Source organism: Phreatobacter sp. GW821-FHT04C01 (genome assembly GCF_059420385.1).
In genome coordinates this window covers 26,893-43,738 of sequence record NZ_JBWKTP010000011.1, presented here as the reverse complement: position 1 = coordinate 43,738, position 16,846 = coordinate 26,893, and the positions used below count along the sequence as shown (strand labels likewise).

Here is a 16,846-nt window from a genome sequence, read left to right as displayed (position 1 = left end):
CTCCGTTCTTCGAGGCTTCCGGCATGAATATCTTCGCCCTGTTCACCGATCATGTGCGCGACGCGGTCCGTTCGCTCGGCGCCGACGGCATCAGCATCGCCGAAGCGGGGCTCGACCGCATCGTGGTCGAGGCGCCGCGCGATGCGAGCCACGGCGACCTCGCGACCAATGCAGCGATGGTGCTGTCGAAGGAAGCCGGCCTGAAGCCGCGCGACCTCGCCGAGAAGATTTCGGCCAAGCTCGCGGCTCTGCCCGATGTCGCCAAGGTCGACATCGCCGGGCCGGGCTTCATCAACCTGACGCTCAAGCCAGCCGTCTGGCCCGAGGTGCTGAAGGCGGTGGTCAGGGAAGGCGAGGGCTTCGGCCATGTCGGCACCGGGACCAAGGCCAAGGTCAATGTCGAATATGTCTCGGCCAATCCGACCGGGCCGATGCATGTCGGCCATTGCCGCGGCGCGGTGTTCGGCGACGCGCTGGCCAATCTGCTGGCGGCCGCGGGCTTCGACGTCACCCGCGAATATTACATCAACGATGCCGGCGCCCAGGTCCAGGTGCTCGGCCGCTCGGCCTATCTGCGCTACCGCGAGGCGCTGGGCGAGACGGTGACGATCCCGGAAGGGCTCTATCCCGGCGATTACCTGAAGCCGGTCGGCCAGGCGCTGGCGGCGAAATATGGCCAGAGCCTGCACAATGTGCCGGAAGAGCAATGGCTGCCGATCTGCCGCGACGTGGCGATCGACATGATGATGGACGAGATCCGCGGCGATCTCGCGGCCCTCAACGTTCAGCACAAGGTGTTCTTCTCCGAGCGCTCGCTGCAGGCGCCGACCGACAAGGTGCGTGCCGCGATCGAAACGCTGAGAGCCAAGGGCGACGTCTATGAAGGCGTGCTCGAGCGGCCGAAGGGCGCCGATGCCGAGGATTGGGAGGAGCGCGAGCAGACCCTGTTCCGCTCAACCGATTTCGGCGACGACGTCGACCGTCCGCTGATGAAGTCGGACGGCTCCTACACCTATTTCGCCTCCGACATCGCCTATCACAAGGACAAGGCCGATCGCGGCTTCCACGAGCAGATCGACGTCTGGGGCGCCGATCACGGCGGCTACGTCAAGCGCATGCAGGCGGCGCTGAAAGCGATCAGCGGCGGCACGGCGGCGCTCGACGTCAAGCTCGTCCAGCTCGTGCGCCTGTTCCGCGGCGGCGAGCCGGTGCGCATGTCCAAGCGCTCGGGCGATTTCGTCACGCTGCGCGAGGTGGTCGACGAGGTCGGCCGCGACGTGGTGCGCTTCATGATGCTGTTCCGCAAGAACGACGCGCCGCTCGACTTCGATCTGGCCAAGGTGCTGGAACAGTCCAAGGACAATCCGGTTTTCTATGTGCAATATGCCCATGCACGCTGCCGATCGATTCTGCGCAACGCCCACGAGGCCATGCCGGATCTCGATCTGACACCGGCGGGATTGGCATCGGCATCTGTCGAGAGCCTCGACGACACGGGGGAAACCGCAATAATTCAGCGCCTCGCGCAGTATCCGCGAATGATCGAGGCGGCGGCCCAAGCCCATGAGCCGCATAGGGTTGCGTTCTACCTGTACGAGCTCGCGGCGGACTTCCACTCGCAGTGGAACCGCGGAAAAGATTCGCCGCATTTACGCTTCATTATCGAAAATGATCGAAAAACAACAACGGCGCGCCTTGCGCTGGTCCAGGGTATCGTGACCGTTCTGAAGTCGGGACTCGCGATCCTCGGTGTCGAGGCCGTCGAAGAGATGCGTTGATCGCGCTGCGGCCATGATATGGTCGTGGCGCCCACCGACGGCGGGGCCCATGGCCAACGAGACAAGTCTGCGTAGCTATCGCGATTTCGATGCCTATAACCGTGACGGCTCCGCCGACGATACGGTGCGCAAGGCATCGCCCGGCGATCCCCTGGCCGAACTCGCCCGGATCATGGGCCAGGACGACAATTACGCGGATCTCCTGAAGAGCGTGGCGCGAACCCGTGGCGAGCTGCCGGCGCGCCGGCCGGTCGCCGTCGAAGCGGGCGAGGGTGCCGATGGTCCGGCGGCCCCGGCGCGGGCGGCGGCCGACTGGGATGATCTCGAAGCCGAGCTCGAGAGCTATGTCCGCTCCGGGGAAGGCGCGCGGCCGAAGGCCGATGCCGGCCGGCAGGCCGCCGCGGCCGAGGCCCCCGACCACCTGTTCGACGACGCCCTGGACGAGGAGGAGGCCGATCTCGGTCGCTCCGCTCCGGCCGCGCCGGCGCCCGTTCCGGTCGAGATTCAGGCCGATGGCCTGCGCGGCAGCTACGCCGCGGCCGCCGATCCGGCGGTCGATGAGGCCGCCGGCAGCCTGCACGACCTGGAGCGCATGCTGGCCGAGGACTATGACCGGCAAAGGCCCGGCCATCGCAGCGCGAGCGCTCAGGAACCGGTTTTCGAGGAGCCGGTCTATCAGGAGCCGGTTCAGCCGGAGCCGGTCTACCGGCAGGCGGCCTATCGCGAACCGGTGGCCTATCAGCCTGAAGCCTATCGGCATGAGACCTATCAGGAGCCGGCCCGGCAGCACTTCGATACAGGCCATGGCACGCAGGGACAGGGTGCTGCGACCGGCTATGACAGGGCCGCCGTCGACGATGCCGATGAGCGCATCGCGCGGGCTTTCGCCGACGATCAACCCCGTGATTCGCACGCCCGGACACCCGGCTATGGTGCGGCCGTCGTTGCCGGTGCCGGAACTTTGGCGGTCAGCGCGGCCATGGCCAATAGCTGGCGCCAGCACGGAACCCGCGCCGCGGCGCCGCAAGTGGCGGCCGAGCCGCGCGGCGAGCCGGTGCATTATGCCGAACCGGCCTATTTGCCCGCCGCCGAGCGTGCCGCTTCCGACCCGGTCTTCGTCGAGGACGGGCATATGCCGCAGCACGATCCCGAGGTGTTCGACGCGGCCCCGCCACGGCGCCGGCGCGCCGGCCTGACCGCGATCATGGCGGTGGTCGGCCTGGCGGTTGCCGGCGGCGGCAGCGTGCTCGGCTATCGGGCGCTGACCGGCGGATCCGCCGGCAGCGGCGAGCCGCGCGTCGTGCGCGCCAATACCGATCCGGTGCGCATCCCGGTGCAGCAGGCGCAGGATCCGAAACCGGTGACCGACCGCGTCCCCAGCGGCGATCGCGTCGTCTCCCGCGAGGAACGGCCGGTGACCCCGCGCGAGCAGGCGGCACAGGTTCAGGCGCCGCCGCAGCCGGCTGCGCCGCGCGTCATTCCGCTGTCGCCGGCAGCTCCCGCCGGCAGCGTGACCGATCCGGGCCAGCCCCTGGTGCGCCAGGTCCAGTCGGTCGTCGTGCCGAGCGCCAATGCGGCGCCGGCGGCCGTGCTGCGCCCGGCGACCCCGGATGCGGTCGCGACCATTCCCGCGGCGCCGCGCGGCGGCGCCGAAGAGCCGCGCCGGGTGCGCACGGTGACGGTCGGACCGGACAACCAGATCCTCAACCCGACGCCGCGCCCGGCGCCGGCGCCGGGCGGCATGCCGCTGTCCGTGGTGCCGTCGGCGCCCGGCCAGGCGCAGCCGGCACCGCAGTCGGCAGTCCCGGCACCGGCCGCACCGGCGCTCGCCTCGGCCGACAGCCGTTCCACCCCGACGCCTTTGCCGCGACCGGCCCGCCCCAGCCGGCCGGCCGCCGAAGAGGACGACGCGCCGGCCGCGCGCGCCGGGGCGCGTCCGCTCGACCTCGCGCCGCAACGCACCGCGTCGCTGCGTCAGCCGCAGCCGGCCGCGGCGCCCGCCGCCGCCGCCGGGGGCTCGTCCTTCGTGCAGATCTCGTCGCATCAATCCGAGGCCGAGGCACGCGGCGCCTTCGCCAATGCCCAGCGGCGCTTCTCGGTGTTGCAAGGCCAGACGCCGAATATCCGTTCGGCCGAGCTGCCGGGGCGCGGCACCTGGTATCGCCTGCGGGTCGGGCCGTTCTCGCGGACCGATGCGCAGAGCTTCTGCGAACGGCTGAAGTCCTCGGGCGGATCCTGCGTCATCAACTGAGCCATGCCTGTCCATGCCCTGATCGTCGGCTGTGCCGGCCACGTCCTGACGCCCGACGAGATCGCGCTGTTTCGCGATCTCGATCCCTGGGGCCTGATCCTGTTCCGGCGCAATTGCGACAGCCCGGACCAGATCCGGAGCCTCACCGAGACCTTCCGCGCGATCAGCGGCCGGGCCGACGCGCCGGTGCTGGTCGATCAGGAGGGCGGACGGGTGCAGAGGCTCGGGCCGCCGCATTGGCCGAAATACCCGGCCGGGCGCGCCTTTTCGCGGATCGCGGCCAATGATCCGCTGGTCGGACGCGAGATGGCCCGGCTCGGCGCGCGGCTGATCGCCAACGACCTCCGCTCGGTCGGCATCACCGTCGACTGCCTGCCGGTGCTCGACGTGCCGGTGCCCGGCTCCCACAGCATCATCGGCGACCGCGCCTATGGCGAAGGGCCGGACATGGTCGCCGCTTTCGGCCGGGCGGCCGCGGAAGGTCTCCTCGCCGGTGGCGTGCTGCCCGTCATCAAGCACATTCCCGGGCATGGCCGGGCGGCGGCCGACAGCCACGACGCGCTGCCGGTGGTCGATACCGACAGGGCGAGCCTGGAAGCGACCGATTTCAAGCCGTTCCGGACGCTGACCGACATGCCGCTCGCGATGACCGCGCATGTCGTCTATTCGGCGGTCGACCGGCGCCGCCCCGCCACCACGTCGCGCAAGGTCATGCGCGAGGTGATCCGCGGGGCGATCGGTTATGACGGCCTTGTCATGACCGACGACCTGTCGATGAATGCGCTGGCGGGGAGCCTGGGCGAGCGCACGCGGGCGAGCTTCGGCGCCGGCTGCGACATGGCCCTGCATTGCAACGGCAAGATCCCGGAAATGCTGGCGGTCGCCGCCGAAACGCCGGTCCTGGCCGGCAAGGCCCGGCGGCGGGCGGAAGCGGGGCTCGGCCGCATTCGCCATGAGCCCGAGCCGCTCGACGTGACCGAGGCCAGGGCACGCTTCTTCGAGGTGTTGGAACGCACCAGCCTTGCGCCGTCCACGGGCTTCGCGCCGACCCACGCCTTGAGCGTCTGAGAGAGCGTCGGGGAATGCGGCCTGGTGAGGCCGCAGGGTATCCTGGCCGGGCTTGGGGCGGTTTGTCCACGTCCTATTCTGGTTTGATGGGTGGGTCTCCAGGCCCAGCCGGGGATGGCTAGATGTGCTTTGGGGCAGGGCGTGCCGCACCTCGGGTCATGGGGCCGCGCTGTGGTCCAATACGCGGTGACGTCGACACATCGTCTTGCCCAGGCTTGTCCCGGGCATCCATGACTTGTGCCGGCCGACCCTCGCGTAGAACCCGGATTGGTGCGATCTCCAGGACCAACTGGCTCAAATTCGTGGATGGCCGGGACAAGCCCGGCCAAGACGAGAATGGCCGTCGCGGAAAGTGTATTGGATTGACTGAGCACGGCATCTGAGTTCGACCGGGCTCGTCCCGCAAACGACGACGCGACGGCGAACCGCTTTGATGCACTCTTGAACCGATCTCGAAAACCGCGGCCGAATTGCCTTGCCGGTTCGAATGCGGTCTATGATCGGCCGGGCGCCGCGCCCGTCGCGCGGCCGGGACCGATCATGGCCAAGTCGCCGCAAGAAATGACCAGCGTGCTGCCCTTCGAGGCTGCTCCCGAACGGGGCAGCGCGGAGCCGGCTTTCGTCGTCGATGTCGACGGCTTCGAGGGGCCGCTCGACATGCTGCTGGCGCTGGCGCGCACGCAGAAGGTCGATCTCGCCAAGATCTCGATCCTGGCGCTCGCCACGCAATATCTCAATTTCATCGACGAGGCGCGCAAGATGCGCCTGGAGCTGGCGGCCGATTACCTGGTCATGGCGGCCTGGCTGGCCTATCTCAAGTCGCGGCTGCTGATCCCGGATCCGGGCAAGGGCGACGAGCCCTCGGGCGTCGAGCTCGCCGAGGTGCTGGCGTTCCGGCTGCAGCGCCTGCAGGCCATGCGCGAGGCGGCGGCCAAGCTGATGACCCGTCATCGGCTGGGCCGCGACGTCTTCGCCCGCGGCGCGCCGGAGCCGGTGGTGGCGATCGCGCTGCACCGCTGGGACGCGACGCTCTACGACCTCCTGACCGCTTATGCCCAGCAGCGCCAGAAGAGCGCGCTGTCGCATGTCCATATGGCCAGGCGGCAGGTCTGGTCGCTGGCCGAGGCGCGCGAGATCCTGGAGCGGCTGATCGGCGCGACCATGGACTGGGCGCCGCTCGACAGCTTCCTGTTCGACTATCTGGTCGAGCCGGAGCGGCGGGCGACCGTGCTCGCCTCCAGTTTCGCCTCGTCGCTGGAGCTGGTGCGCGAGGGCGTGCTGGAGGTGCATCAGGACCGGCCGCTCGGCACGCTCTACATGCGCAAGCGGCGCGACGAGCCCGGTTCCCCGCCGCGCGGGACGTGATGGCCCGATGTCTGAAACCAGCAAGACAGGCCATGGCCCGCATGAGAAATCCGGGCTAGAACCCGAGCGAATGAGCACGGAACAGGCAACAGACGACAGCGGGAGCGAGGTGCATCTCGGCGCGGCCATCGGCATTGTCGAGGGCCCGGTCGAGCAATTGCGCATCGTCGAGGCGCTGCTGTTCGCCGCCGCCGATCCGCTCGACGAGGAAGCGCTGGCTGAGCGCTTGCCGAAGGGCGCCGACCTGAAGTCGCTGCTGGTGACGCTGCAGGCCTTTTACGCGCCGCGCGGCGTCAATCTGGTCCGGGTCGCGGGAAAATGGACCTTCCGCACCGCCGAGGACCTGAGCTTCCTGCTGCACAAGGAGACGGCGGACGAGCGCAAGCTGTCGAGAGCGGCGCTCGAGACGCTGGCCATCGTCGCCTATCACCAGCCGGTGACGCGCGCCGAGATCGAGGAGATCCGCGGGGTCAGCATTTCCAAGGGGACGCTCGACCTGCTCCTGGAGACCGGCTGGCTGCGGATCCGCGGCCGGCGCAAGTCGCCGGGCCGCCCGGTGACCTTCGGCACCACGCCGGCCTTCCTGGAGCATTTCGGTCTGGAGGCGATCGGCGACCTGCCGGGGCTCGACGACCTCAAGGCCGCCGGCCTGCTGGACGGGCGGCTGCCGCCGGGGTTCCAGATCCCGATGCCGAGCGACGACCACACCTTGCGCGACGACGAGGAGCCGGACGACCAGTCCGAACTCGACCTGTCGCTCGGGCCGCGGATCGCCGACGACGAGGCCGGCCGATGACGCCAGCCGAGGCTGACGGCGGCATGACGGCCGACGACACGCGCTGGGGCCGGCGCGGCACGGCGGGGCCGGCGATTGCGGTCGCGCTCGGCTTCGAGGCCGTGTCCCATGCCTATGGCAGGATCCGCGCGCTCAACCAGGTGTCGCTCGACGTGAGGCCTGGCGAAATCGTCTGCCTGCTGGGTCCCTCGGGCTGCGGCAAGACGACGCTCCTGAGGATCGCCTCGGGCATCGAGCGGCCGAGCGCCGGGCGCATGCTGATGGACGGGCGCGAAGTCGCCGGCCCGGCCGCCTTCGTGCCGCCGGAACGGCGCGGCGTCGGGCTGGTGTTCCAGGATTTCGCCCTGTTTCCGCATCTCAGCAACCTCGCCAACGTCATGTTCGGCCTGAAGACCTTGCCCCGCGCCGAGGCCGAGAAGGCCGCCCGCCTGGCGCTCGGCCGGGTCGGCCTGTCGCAGCATGCGCTCGACTATCCCCATGCGCTCTCGGGCGGCGAGCAGCAGCGCGTGGCGCTGGCCCGCGCCATCGCGCCGCGCCCGGGCGTGCTCTTGATGGACGAGCCGTTTTCCGGGCTCGACAGCCGCCTGCGCGACACCATTCGCGAGGAGACGCTCGCCGTCATGCGCGAGACCCGGGCCACCTGCATCGTTGTGACGCATGATCCCGAGGAGGCCATGCGCATGGCCGACCGCATCGTCCTGATGCGCGGCGGGCGCATCGTGCAGGTCGGAACGGCCGCCGATCTCTACCGCCGCCCGGTCGATCTCGCCGCGGCGCGGTTCTTTTCCGACATCAACGAGGTGCCGGGCACCGTCCGGGCCGGCAAGATCGTCACGCCGGTCGGATATTTTCCAGCCCCCGGCCTCGCCGATGGGACGAGGGCGGTCGCCGCCATCCGGCCGCAGGCGATCGTCCCGATGCCGGCGCAAATGTGCATTCCGGGCCGACTTTTGGCCAAACGCTTCCTCGGCGAGGTGGAATTCCTCGAAATCGCTGTGGAAGGGTTGGACGCGCCCTTGAAGGCGAGGGTACGTTCGGCGGAAACCTTGATCCCAGGTCGCGACCTCGGCATCGACGTTGCGGCATCCGAGGTCCTTGTTTTTGCCTTACCCGAAGCCTAGTTTCCCCCCAACACGGCACGCTGTGGCCGCAACGGACAAAACCGCGCTCGCGATCCGACGGATCAGCCGGTGACATGAATAGAGGAGTGAGTCATGGGTAGCTTCAGCGCTTGGCACTGGATCCTGGTCGGGGTCGTGGTGATGCTGCTGTTCGGGCGCGGCAAGATTTCCGAATTCATGGGCGACGCGGCCAAGGGCATCAAGGCGTTCAAGAAGGGCATGGCGGAAGACGATCCGAAGCCGGAGACCGCCGCTGCGCCGCCCGCCACCGAGGGACGGACGATCGATCATGCGCCGGCGGAAACCGCTTCCGCTTCCGCGCAGGCAACTCCCGCCCAGACGCCCAAGGCGAGCTGAACGAACATTGCCTGTCGAAGGGCGAGCCTGAACGGGTAAGGGACCGTACCCGCCAATGGGACGGTGAGATGTCATGTTCGATTTGAGCTGGGGCGAGATTGCACTGGTCGGCGCTGTGGCGCTGATCGTCATCGGCCCAAAGGAACTGCCCGGCGTCTTGCGCGGCGTCGGTCAGGCGGTGGCGAAACTGCGCCGCATGGCATCCGACTTCCAGTATCAGTTCAATCAGGCGCTGCAGGAAGCCGAGGTCGACAAGGTCAAGTCGTCGATCGACAGCGTCACCGAAAGCGTTCAGTCGGCATCGTCGTTCAATCCGATCGACTATGCCCGCGAGCAGATCAAGACGGCCGTCGACGACGTGAAGGCCGTGGTGTCGCCAGCCGACAAGGCCGTGCCGCCAGCTGATCAGATCGGGCCGCCGGCGCCTGGTGCTCCGGCTGCCGTCGAACCGGTCCCCGCCGGCATTCCCGCGCCGCCGAGCTATGCGGTCGACCCGCAGTCCATCCAGAACGCGTTCGCGCCGCCGGCGCCGGTCGAGACGCCGGCCGCCGAGCCGGTGGCCGAGGCCGCGCCGGCCAAGCCGAAGCGCACGCGCAAGGCCGCCGCCGAGGCACCCGCCGCTGCCGAAGCGCCTGCCGAGCCGGCGCCCGCACCCGTCCCAACCCCTGAGCCTGCTGCCGAGCCCGCTGCCGAAGATGCACCGGAGAAGCCGAAGCGCGCCCGAAAGACCAAGGCATGACGCTCGCCGACCCCAAGGAAGACAAGCTCAAGGCCGACGAAGACGCCATCGAGGCATCCAAGGCACCGCTTATCGAACATCTGATCGAACTGCGCTCGCGCCTGATCAAGGCGATGCTCGGTTTCGTCGTCTGTTTCATCTTCTCGTTCGTCTTCTCCAAGCAGATTTTCCAGATCCTGGTGCTGCCCTATGAATGGGCCGCCGACTATCTGCATATCCCGAAGGCCGAGGTGCGGCTGATCTACACCGCGCCGCTGGAATATTTCTTCACCCAGCTGAAGATCGGCATGTTCGGCGGCGCCTTCCTGGCTTTCCCGGTCATTGCCATCCAGCTCTACAAGTTCGTCGCGCCCGGGCTCTATTCCCACGAGAAGAACGCCTTCCGCCCCTATCTCATCTGGACGCCCATCTGCTTCTTCGCCGGCGGCGTCTTCGTGGTCGTCTTCGTCATGCGGGCGCTGATGCTGTTCTCGCTCGGCATGCAGCAGGCGCCGAGCGATACGGCGACCGCCATCCAGTATCTCGGCCGGGTCGAGGACTATCTCGGCCTGATCATGACGCTGGTCTTCGCCTTCGGGATCTCCTTCCAGCTGCCGGTGATCATCGCGCTGCTCGGCCAGATCGGCATCGTCGACACCGGGTTCCTCAAGAAGCAGCGGCGTTATTTCATCGTCATCGCCTTCATCCTGGCGGCGGTGCTGACGCCGCCCGACGTGATCAGCCAGCTCTCGCTCGCCATTCCGCTCTGCCTGCTCTACGAGATCGGCATCCTGGTCGTCGCCCGCATGGAGAAGCGGCGCGCGATCGAGGACGCGGCGCGCGATGACGACGACAAGAGCGACGACGACGGCAAGGGTGGGGACCCCGCGGCCAAACCCGCGACCTGACGCCGCGACCGATCGGCGCCCGTCCGATCCATTGCCACCATTGACCACGTGACGCGCATCCGGCTACCAAGCCGGATCGCCAGGGGGTAGTCCATGTCCATTCTCGACAGCGTCAAGACGACGGTGCTCGTGCCGATCCATCGCGAGGGCTACCCGTTCATCGGCATCGCCGCCGTCGGCACGCTGCTGCTGATCTGGTGGGGCGCCTGGCTCGCCTGGCCGATGCTGGCTTTAACCGTCTGGGTGATTTTCTTCTTCCGCGACCCGGTGCGCGTGACGCCGGTGCGCGACGGGCTGGTGATCGCGCCGGCCGACGGCCGCATCTCGCTCGTCACCAACGCCGTGCCGCCGCTCGAGCTCGGCCTCGGCGAGACGGCGCTGCCGCGCGTCTCGATCTTCATGTCGGTGTTCGACTGCCACGTGAACCGGGCGCCGATCGGCGGCAAGATCACCGCCATGGCCTATCGCCCGGGCAAGTTCCTCAATGCCGATCTCGACAAGGCCTCCGAGGACAATGAGCGCAACGGGCTGACCATCAAGTCGTCCTGGGGCGCTTTCGGCGTGGTGCAGATCGCCGGCCTGGTGGCCCGGCGCATCGTCTGGTGGGTCGAGCAGGGCCATCAGATCGGCACCGGCGAGCGCTTCGGCATGATCCGTTTCGGTTCGCGCGTCGACGTCTATTTCCCCGAAGGCACCAAGCCGCTGGTCGCGGAAGGCCAGAAATCGGTCGCCGGCGAAACCGTCCTGGCGGACATGGCCTCGAACGAGGGAGCGCGTGTTGTGCGCATCGGCTGACGCCGCGGCATTTTCACGCTAGTTTCGCGCCATGAGTTCCCTGTTCCAGCCTTTCACCCCCGACCGGAACGAGCCGCCGCGGCGCCGGTTTCGGCCGGTTCCGCTGCGCCTGCTGATCCCCAACCTGATCACGCTGCTCGCGCTCTGCGCCGGCCTCAGCGCCATTCGCATGGCGCTCGAAGGCAAGATCGAGCTCGGTGTCTACCTGATCCTCGGCGCGGCAGTGCTCGATTCGGTCGACGGGCGCATTGCCCGCCTGCTGAAGGGCACGTCGAAATTCGGCGCCGAGCTCGACAGCCTCGCCGACTTCGTCAGTTTCGGCGCGGTTCCAGCCCTGGTGCTCTATCTCTGGGGCATGAACGAGGCCGGCCCGATCGGCTGGATCGCGGTCCTGGTCTTCGCCATTTGCGGCGCGCTCCGGCTCGCCCGCTTCAACGTCCAGATCGAAGATCCGAACCAGCCGGCCTGGATGGCCAATTTCTTCACCGGCGTGCCGATCCCGGCCGGCGCGGTGCTGGTCATGCTGCCGATCTACCTGGAAAATGTCGGCGTTCCCAAGGGCTTCATCCATCCCTGGCTGGTGACCGCCTTCACCATGGCGATCGCGCTCCTGATGGTGTCGCGCGTGCCGGTGTTCTCCGGCAAGAAGATCGGCGCCAAGGTGCCGCGCGAGAGCGTGCTGCCGCTGTTCGTCGCGGCGATCGCCTTCGTGGCGCTGCTGATGAGCTATCCCTGGATCGTGCTGACGGTGGGCACGGTGGCTTATCTGGCGTCGCTGCCGTTCGGCGCGGCCAAGGCGCAGGCGATGGCGCGGGCCGAAGCCGGATCAGCGGCGGCCAAACCCGCGGCCGATGTGGTCGACGAGAAAGAGCCGGATTGACGGCCGTTCAGGTTTCGAATCCGAAGAGCCCGCCAAGTCGTTGATGCCGCGGGCTTTGAGCGCCGGCCTCGAAGGGCGGCCCGCCGCCGCCCAAGGCAATCCGTCGCGACAAAAAGAGAATGGTCCCGTCCTCAGCCGCCGTGCCAGCGGTCGATCACCGCGACGCGATCGCTCAGCGGGCTGGACGGGAAGCCCCGGCGCAGCAGTCGGAACGCTTCCGAATCGGTCTGGGGTTTCATGCCGCGCAGCAGCGCCAGCATGTCGTCGAACTCGAAGGACGCGGATGACCGCTTCGTCTCGATGCGGCTGTCGGCATGCGCCTGCGCCATGACGGCCTCCGGATGGCGTTCCACTCGGACAATTCGCTGCTCACGCGATGCACGTCTCGTTTGAGGCTCCCACCGCGAGGTTAACGATTCATGACCTGACGATCAGGAGCCTGCACGCACCATAGGCGTCAATTCGGGCGATTCTCGGGATGCGGCCAATATCCATGCGCTGCGCCGGGACACCGCGACGGTGCGGGGCGACGGATGCTCAGGAAATGGTCGCTTCGTGCTCATTTTCTCGGCTTGCGGGCATTGTGGCGGCATTCCAAGATCACGCCGGCTGAGGTGGATATGCAGGCGACGCAAGCGGTCGGGGCCGACCGCGACGCTTTTCGGTGGCGGCACGAGGGCGCACGCATGCAGCGCGCCCATGGCGTCGGGCGTTTGTCCTTCATCTGCCGTGGCGCCGAGACGGTCATCAAGGATTGCTATCAGGAAGCCGGCCTGCGCATCCGGCTGCCGCGGCCCGGTCCGGGCATGCCGGTCGAGGCGGTGATCATCAATACGGCGGGCGGGCTGACCGGCGGCGACCGGTTCCATCTGGAGATCGCGGCCGGGGAGGGGACCAGCGCGGTGGTCACCGGCCAGGCGGCCGAGAAGATCTATCGCTCCAGCGGCGGCATCGGCTCGTTTCACACAGGCATCGTCCTCGCCGAGGGCGCGGCGCTCGACTGGCTGCCGCAGGAAGCGATCCTGTTCGACGGCGCGGCTCTCGATCGCCGGCTCGATGTCGCGATGGCCGAAAGCGCGCATTTGCTGGCGGTCGAAAGCGTGGTGTTCGGCCGGCTGGCGCGCGGCGAGAGCGTTGCCAGCGCCTTCCTGTCCGATCGCTGGCGGATCAGGCGCGGCGGCCGGCTCGTTTATGCCGAGGGCCTGCGTTTCGACGGGCCGGTGGCGGCAAGGCTCGGCGCCAGGGCGGCGGGCGGCGGCGCGGTCGCCGCGGCGAGCCTGGTGATGGTTTCGCCGCGCGCCGAGACGTGGCTCGCGCCGGCGCGCGACCTGCTGGCGGGCCTCGACACGACCGGCGTCGAAGCGGGAGCAAGCGCCTTCGACGGGCTGCTCTCGATCCGGCTCCTGTCGGCGGATCCCTTTGCGTTGCGCCGCGGACTGGTCCAGCTTCTTGAAATGCTGCGCGGGCCGCTGCCCCGCGTCTGGTCTTGCTGAGGGTCCCGGATGAATCTGTCGCCGCGTGAGAAAGACAAGCTGCTGATCGCGATGGCGGCCATGGTGGCGCGCCGCAGGCTGGAGCGCGGCGTCAAGCTCAACTACCCCGAAGCGATCGCCCTGATCACTGATTTCGTCGTCGAGGGCGCGCGCGACGGCCGCGCCGTCGCCGACCTGATGGAGGCCGGCGCCCATGTCGTCGGCCGCGACCAGGTGATGTCCGGCATCGCCGAGATGATCCACGACGTCCAGGTCGAGGCGACCTTTCCCGATGGCACCAAGCTCGTCACAGTGCACAATCCGATCCGCTGACAGAATTGCAGAGACACGCACGATGAAACCGACCTCTCCATTCCTGACATTCCTGGTCGCCGTGATGATGACGACCGCTGCCGAGGCCCATACCGGCATCGGCTCGACCTCGGCCTTCGCCGCCGGTTTCATGCATCCGCTCGGCGGCCTCGACCATATGCTCGCCATGGTCGCGGTCGGCCTCTGGGCCGGTTCGCGTGGCGGCGCGGCCATCTGGGTCTGGCCGGCGACCTTCGTCGGCGTGATGGTGCTCGGCGGAGTGCTCGGCATGGCCGGCGTGGCGCTGCCTTTCGTCGAGCAGGGCATCCTCGCTTCGGTCCTGCTGCTCGGCCTGGCGGTGGCGCTCGCCGCCCGGCCGAGTGTCGCGGCGGGTGCCGCGGCCATCGCGCTCGCGGCGCTGTTCCACGGCCACGCCCATGGCATGGAGGTGCCGGCCAACGCGTCGGGAGCGGCTTATGCGCTGGGCTTCGCGCTTTCGACGGCGGCGCTGCATCTGGCGGGCATCGCCGTGACCATTCTGGCGACGCGCCTGACCGTGCCGCTGGCGGTGCGCACGGCCGGCGGCTTGACCGCCGCCGCCGGCATCGCGCTCGCCATGTCCGGCGGGCTCGCCTGACACCGACGACGCTCCATTCCCGGCGGGCGCCCGCCGATCCGACAGGAGGCATCGATGCTCGAACTGCGTCCGAACTGCGAATGCTGCGACCGCGACCTGCCGCCGGAGGCGCGCAACGCGGTGATCTGTACTTTCGAATGCACCTTCTGCGCCGATTGCGCCGACAAGGTGCTCGGCGGCACCTGCCCGAATTGCGGCGGCGAACTGGTTCGCCGCCCGGTCCGGCCCGCGGGCAAGCTCGCCAGGTTCCCGGCCTCCGCCAAGCGGGTGCTGAAGCCTGAGGGCTGCGCCGGCCTGCAGGCGAGGGGACAGTGAGATGAAACCGGGCGAGATCATCACGCCCGCCGGCGACGTCGTGCTCAATGCCGGCGCCAACAGCGTGACGCTGACCGTTTCGAATACCGGCGACCGGCCGGTCCAGGTCGGCTCGCACTACCATTTCTTCGAGACCAATCCGGGTCTCTCGTTCGATCGCGACACGGCGCGCGGTATGCGGCTCGACATTCCCGCCGGCACGGCGGTGCGGTTCGAGCCGGGCCAGACCCGCGAGGTGACGCTGGTGCCTTACCGCGGCGACAAGACCGTCTATGGCTTCCGCCAGGGCGTGATGGGCAAGCTTTGACTGGCCGTATCGGGGCCTGACCGCCCCAGGAGAACGCGATGCCCTACCGGATTTCCCGGGCCGCCTATGCCGACATGTTCGGGCCGACCGTCGGCGACAAGGTCAGGCTGGCCGATACCGAACTGCTGGTCGCGGTGGAGAAGGACTTCACCATCTATGGCGAGGAGGTGAAGTTCGGCGGCGGCAAGGTGATCCGCGACGGCATGGGCCAGAGCCAGGTCACCAACAAGGCCGGCGCGGTCGACACCGTCATCACCAATGTGCTGATCATCGACCACTGGGGCATCGTCAAGGCCGATGTCGGCTTGAAGGACGGCCGCATCGCCGCCATCGGCAAAGCCGGCAATCCGGACATCCAGCCCGGCATCGACATCATCATCGGGCCGGGCACGGAAGCGATCGGCGGCGAGGGCAAGATCCTGACCGCCGGCGGCATCGACACCCATATCCATTTCATCTGCCCGCAGCAGATCGAGGAAGCCCTGATGAGCGGGCTGACCACCATGCTCGGCGGCGGCACGGGGCCGGCCTCGGGCACGACCGCGACGACCTGCACGCCCGGGCCCTGGCACATGACCCGCATGCTGCAGGCGGCCGAAGCCTTCCCGATGAACCTCGCCTTTGCCGGCAAGGGCAATGCGGCGCTGCCGGATGCGCTGATCGAGCAGATCGAGGCGGGCGCCTGCGCGCTCAAGCTGCACGAGGACTGGGGCACGACGCCGGCGGCGATCGACAATTGCCTCGCCGTCGCCGACGACCACGACGTGCAGGTGATGATCCATACCGACACGCTGAACGAGAGTGGTTTCGTCGACGACACGATCGCGGCGCTGAAGGGCCGCACCATTCATGCCTTCCACACCGAAGGCGCCGGCGGCGGCCATGCGCCCGATATCATCAAGGTGGCGATGATCGAGAACGTGCTGCCGTCCTCGACCAATCCGACCATGCCCTACACCGTGAACACGCTCGAGGAACATCTCGACATGCTCATGGTCTGCCATCACCTGTCGTCGTCGATCCCGGAGGATGTCGCCTTCGCCGAGAGCCGCATCCGCAAGGAGACGATTGCGGCCGAGGACATCCTGCACGACATGGGGGCGCTCTCGATCATGGCCTCCGACAGCCAGGCCATGGGACGCATCGGCGAGGTGATCATCCGCACCTTCCAGACCGCCCACAAGATGAAGGTGCAGCGCGGTGCTTTGACTGAGGATGTCGGCACCGGCGCCGACAATTTCCGGGTCAAGCGCTATATCGCCAAGGTGACCATCAACCCGGCGATCGCCCATGGCCTGTCGAAACATATCGGCTCGGTGGAGGTCGGCAAACTCGCCGACCTCGTGCTGTGGGAGCCGAAATTCTTCGGGGTGAAGCCGGCTCTGGTGCTGAAATGCGGCACCATCGCCGCGGCCCCCATGGGCGACCCGAACGCCTCCATCCCGACGCCGCAGCCGATGCATTACCGGCCGATGTTCGGCGCCTTCGGCAAGGCCATGACCGCCTCCTCGGTCACCTTCGTGTCGAAAGCGGCCTATGACAACGGCGTCCACGAGAAGCTCGGGCTGGAACGCATCGTGCTGCCGGTCGAGAATGTCCGCGGCGGCATCTCCAAGAAGAGCCTGATCCACAACAGCGCGACGCCGCATATCGAGGTCCATCCGGAAACCTATGAGGTGCGCGCGGACGGGGAGTTGCTGACCTGCGAGCCCGCCCGGGAATTGCCCATGGCGCAGCGCTATTTCCTGTTTTGAGAGGGCAGGGGG

The 16,846-nt window shown here is 68.2% G+C and carries 18 protein-coding genes; 17 read left to right on the top strand and 1 reads right to left on the bottom strand.

Annotated elements, in window-relative coordinates:
• The first annotated feature begins 23 nt into the window (after positions 1-23).
• The 11 genes from argS (at position 24) to pssA (ending at position 12,037) form a co-directional block, all read left to right on the top strand.
• Complete coding sequence (gene argS, locus AC07WJ_RS30795) at positions 24-1,778, top strand: arginine--tRNA ligase (RefSeq protein ID WP_494938541.1); 1,755 nt, start codon at positions 24-26, stop codon at positions 1,776-1,778.
• Positions 1,779-1,827: 49 nt separating this feature from the next.
• Positions 1,828-4,029, top strand: a complete 2,202-nt coding sequence (locus AC07WJ_RS30790) for an SPOR domain-containing protein (protein ID WP_494938540.1) — start codon at positions 1,828-1,830, stop codon at positions 4,027-4,029.
• A gap of 3 nt (positions 4,030-4,032) precedes the next feature.
• The gene (nagZ, locus tag AC07WJ_RS30785; protein ID WP_494938539.1) at positions 4,033-5,097 is read left to right on the top strand and encodes a beta-N-acetylhexosaminidase; all 1,065 of its coding nucleotides are present in this window, start codon (positions 4,033-4,035) and stop codon (positions 5,095-5,097) included.
• A gap of 540 nt (positions 5,098-5,637) precedes the next feature.
• Complete coding sequence (locus AC07WJ_RS30780; protein ID WP_494938538.1) at positions 5,638-6,462, top strand: segregation and condensation protein A; 825 nt, start codon at positions 5,638-5,640, stop codon at positions 6,460-6,462.
• A 70-nt stretch (positions 6,463-6,532) separates the two neighbouring features.
• The gene (gene scpB / locus AC07WJ_RS30775; protein ID WP_494938537.1) at positions 6,533-7,258 is read left to right on the top strand and encodes an SMC-Scp complex subunit ScpB; all 726 of its coding nucleotides are present in this window, start codon (positions 6,533-6,535) and stop codon (positions 7,256-7,258) included.
• Positions 7,255-8,379 (top strand): ABC transporter ATP-binding protein, encoded by a 1,125-nt coding sequence (locus tag AC07WJ_RS30770; protein WP_494938536.1) that lies wholly within the window; start codon positions 7,255-7,257, stop codon positions 8,377-8,379. The genes scpB and AC07WJ_RS30770 overlap by 4 nt, the downstream gene beginning before the upstream one ends.
• 93 nt (positions 8,380-8,472) lie before the next feature.
• Entirely contained in the window at positions 8,473-8,736 is a 264-nt protein-coding gene (locus AC07WJ_RS30765) for a twin-arginine translocase TatA/TatE family subunit (protein ID WP_494938535.1), read from the top strand.
• A gap of 73 nt (positions 8,737-8,809) precedes the next feature.
• A complete protein-coding gene (tatB, locus tag AC07WJ_RS30760; protein ID WP_494938534.1) occupies positions 8,810-9,475 on the top strand; it encodes a Sec-independent protein translocase protein TatB in 666 nt (221 codons plus the stop codon).
• Positions 9,472-10,362 (top strand): twin-arginine translocase subunit TatC, encoded by an 891-nt coding sequence (tatC, locus tag AC07WJ_RS30755; RefSeq protein ID WP_494938533.1) that lies wholly within the window; start codon positions 9,472-9,474, stop codon positions 10,360-10,362. Before tatB ends, tatC begins: the two co-directional genes overlap by 4 nt.
• Positions 10,363-10,455: 93 nt before the next feature.
• Positions 10,456-11,157, top strand: a complete 702-nt coding sequence (locus AC07WJ_RS30750) for a phosphatidylserine decarboxylase (RefSeq protein WP_494938532.1) — start codon at positions 10,456-10,458, stop codon at positions 11,155-11,157.
• A 31-nt stretch (positions 11,158-11,188) separates the two neighbouring features.
• Positions 11,189-12,037, top strand: a complete 849-nt coding sequence (gene pssA, locus AC07WJ_RS30745; RefSeq protein ID WP_494938531.1) for a CDP-diacylglycerol--serine O-phosphatidyltransferase — start codon at positions 11,189-11,191, stop codon at positions 12,035-12,037.
• A gap of 131 nt (positions 12,038-12,168) precedes the next feature.
• Here pssA and AC07WJ_RS30740 read toward each other — a convergent pair whose 3' ends face one another.
• Complete coding sequence (locus AC07WJ_RS30740; RefSeq protein ID WP_494938530.1) at positions 12,169-12,366, bottom strand: hypothetical protein; 198 nt, start codon at positions 12,364-12,366, stop codon at positions 12,169-12,171.
• Positions 12,367-12,723: 357 nt separating this feature from the next.
• Here AC07WJ_RS30740 and AC07WJ_RS30735 point away from each other — a divergent pair, with 357 nt between their 5' ends.
• Genes AC07WJ_RS30735 through ureC form a run of 6 tightly spaced genes read left to right on the top strand, consistent with a single transcriptional unit; the run spans position 12,724 to position 16,834 of the window.
• Positions 12,724-13,530 carry an urease accessory protein UreD gene (locus tag AC07WJ_RS30735; RefSeq protein WP_494938529.1) on the top strand — a complete coding sequence of 269 codons (807 nt, stop codon included), beginning with the start codon at positions 12,724-12,726 and terminating at the stop codon, positions 13,528-13,530.
• Positions 13,531-13,539: 9 nt separating this feature from the next.
• A complete protein-coding gene (locus AC07WJ_RS30730) occupies positions 13,540-13,842 on the top strand; it encodes an urease subunit gamma (RefSeq protein ID WP_494938528.1) in 303 nt (100 codons plus the stop codon).
• A 22-nt stretch (positions 13,843-13,864) separates the two neighbouring features.
• On the top strand, positions 13,865-14,458 hold the full coding sequence (locus tag AC07WJ_RS30725) for a HupE/UreJ family protein (protein WP_494938527.1): 594 nt from the start codon (positions 13,865-13,867) through the stop codon (positions 14,456-14,458).
• A gap of 54 nt (positions 14,459-14,512) precedes the next feature.
• Positions 14,513-14,773 carry a DUF1272 domain-containing protein gene (locus tag AC07WJ_RS30720; RefSeq protein ID WP_494938526.1) on the top strand — a complete coding sequence of 87 codons (261 nt, stop codon included), beginning with the start codon at positions 14,513-14,515 and terminating at the stop codon, positions 14,771-14,773.
• A gap of 1 nt (position 14,774) precedes the next feature.
• Positions 14,775-15,080 (top strand): urease subunit beta, encoded by a 306-nt coding sequence (locus tag AC07WJ_RS30715; protein ID WP_494938525.1) that lies wholly within the window; start codon positions 14,775-14,777, stop codon positions 15,078-15,080.
• A gap of 38 nt (positions 15,081-15,118) precedes the next feature.
• Entirely contained in the window at positions 15,119-16,834 is a 1,716-nt protein-coding gene (ureC, locus tag AC07WJ_RS30710; protein WP_494938524.1) for an urease subunit alpha, read from the top strand.
• Positions 16,835-16,846: the final 12 nt, after the last annotated feature.

Excerpts from the sequence above, each read along its gene's own strand:
- AC07WJ_RS30720 (WP_494938526.1), top strand. The coding sequence starts at position 14,513 with ATGCTCGAACTGCGTCCGAACTGCGAATGCTGCGACCGCGACCTGCCG.
- AC07WJ_RS30780 (WP_494938538.1), top strand. The coding sequence starts at position 5,638 with ATGGCCAAGTCGCCGCAAGAAATGACCAGCGTGCTGCCCTTCGAGGCT.
- AC07WJ_RS30735 (WP_494938529.1), top strand. The coding sequence starts at position 12,724 with ATGCAGCGCGCCCATGGCGTCGGGCGTTTGTCCTTCATCTGCCGTGGC.
- argS (WP_494938541.1), top strand. The coding sequence starts at position 24 with ATGAATATCTTCGCCCTGTTCACCGATCATGTGCGCGACGCGGTCCGT.
- AC07WJ_RS30725 (WP_494938527.1), top strand. The coding sequence starts at position 13,865 with ATGAAACCGACCTCTCCATTCCTGACATTCCTGGTCGCCGTGATGATG.
- nagZ (WP_494938539.1), top strand. The coding sequence starts at position 4,033 with ATGCCTGTCCATGCCCTGATCGTCGGCTGTGCCGGCCACGTCCTGACG.
- AC07WJ_RS30790 (WP_494938540.1), top strand. The coding sequence starts at position 1,828 with ATGGCCAACGAGACAAGTCTGCGTAGCTATCGCGATTTCGATGCCTAT.
- AC07WJ_RS30770 (WP_494938536.1), top strand. The coding sequence starts at position 7,255 with ATGACGCCAGCCGAGGCTGACGGCGGCATGACGGCCGACGACACGCGC.
- tatB (WP_494938534.1), top strand. The coding sequence starts at position 8,810 with ATGTTCGATTTGAGCTGGGGCGAGATTGCACTGGTCGGCGCTGTGGCG.
- AC07WJ_RS30765 (WP_494938535.1), top strand. The coding sequence starts at position 8,473 with ATGGGTAGCTTCAGCGCTTGGCACTGGATCCTGGTCGGGGTCGTGGTG.
- AC07WJ_RS30730 (WP_494938528.1), top strand. The coding sequence starts at position 13,540 with ATGAATCTGTCGCCGCGTGAGAAAGACAAGCTGCTGATCGCGATGGCG.
- tatC (WP_494938533.1), top strand. The coding sequence starts at position 9,472 with ATGACGCTCGCCGACCCCAAGGAAGACAAGCTCAAGGCCGACGAAGAC.
- AC07WJ_RS30750 (WP_494938532.1), top strand. The coding sequence starts at position 10,456 with ATGTCCATTCTCGACAGCGTCAAGACGACGGTGCTCGTGCCGATCCAT.
- pssA (WP_494938531.1), top strand. The coding sequence starts at position 11,189 with ATGAGTTCCCTGTTCCAGCCTTTCACCCCCGACCGGAACGAGCCGCCG.
- AC07WJ_RS30715 (WP_494938525.1), top strand. The coding sequence starts at position 14,775 with ATGAAACCGGGCGAGATCATCACGCCCGCCGGCGACGTCGTGCTCAAT.
- AC07WJ_RS30740 (WP_494938530.1), bottom strand. The coding sequence starts at position 12,366 with ATGGCGCAGGCGCATGCCGACAGCCGCATCGAGACGAAGCGGTCATCC.
- scpB (WP_494938537.1), top strand. The coding sequence starts at position 6,533 with ATGAGCACGGAACAGGCAACAGACGACAGCGGGAGCGAGGTGCATCTC.
- ureC (WP_494938524.1), top strand. The coding sequence starts at position 15,119 with ATGCCCTACCGGATTTCCCGGGCCGCCTATGCCGACATGTTCGGGCCG.